Origin of the sequence: Vibrio sp. 10N.222.55.C6, assembly GCF_041473395.1 — a bacterium.
GTDB classification, from domain to species: Bacteria; Pseudomonadota; Gammaproteobacteria; order Enterobacterales; family Vibrionaceae; genus Vibrio; species Vibrio crassostreae_C.
In genome coordinates, this window is record NZ_JBFRSD010000392.1 from 1 (window position 1) to 394 (window position 394).

Genomic DNA, 394 nt, shown 5'->3' on the forward strand with positions numbered 1-394 from the left:
GATAGCTATATGGTTGCCGTTCAGAATGCCTTGGTCAAACAGCGTGATAACCACACCCACTGCGCCACCCATCGACATCCACGCACCAATCAATACCGCTGCCGCTTCGCCAGGTAAACCAAATACCGCCATAATTGGAGCAAATACACTGCCCATCAAATCCAGCGCACCCGTTATCTGCAATGCCTTGATGATCACAAACGCCATCAGAACATTCGGTACCGTAGAGGTAGTCGCAATAACCCAGCCTTTCTTAGCACCTTCAACGAAAATATCAGTAACCATTGGTTTCTTTGCTTTAACTTCGCTCATTATGCTACTTCCTCTTCCAGTTTTTGTTCTTTGTCTGATTTTGGTTTGTCTTCTTTGCCTTCAGTAATGTTGAGGTAAATAC

Annotated in this window: 1 protein-coding gene and 1 pseudogene; both read right to left on the reverse strand. The window is 45.2% G+C overall.

Going from position 1 to position 394, the window contains the following annotated elements; translation table 11 throughout:
* The coding region (locus AB4486_RS24265; RefSeq protein WP_372119189.1) for a nucleoside recognition domain-containing protein at positions 1 to 312 on the reverse strand (312 nt) is incomplete at its 3' end.
* Positions 312 to 394: pseudogene (locus tag AB4486_RS24270) on the reverse strand (YjiH family protein); the annotation flags it as partial. The gene AB4486_RS24265 and the pseudogene AB4486_RS24270, both read right to left, overlap by 1 nt.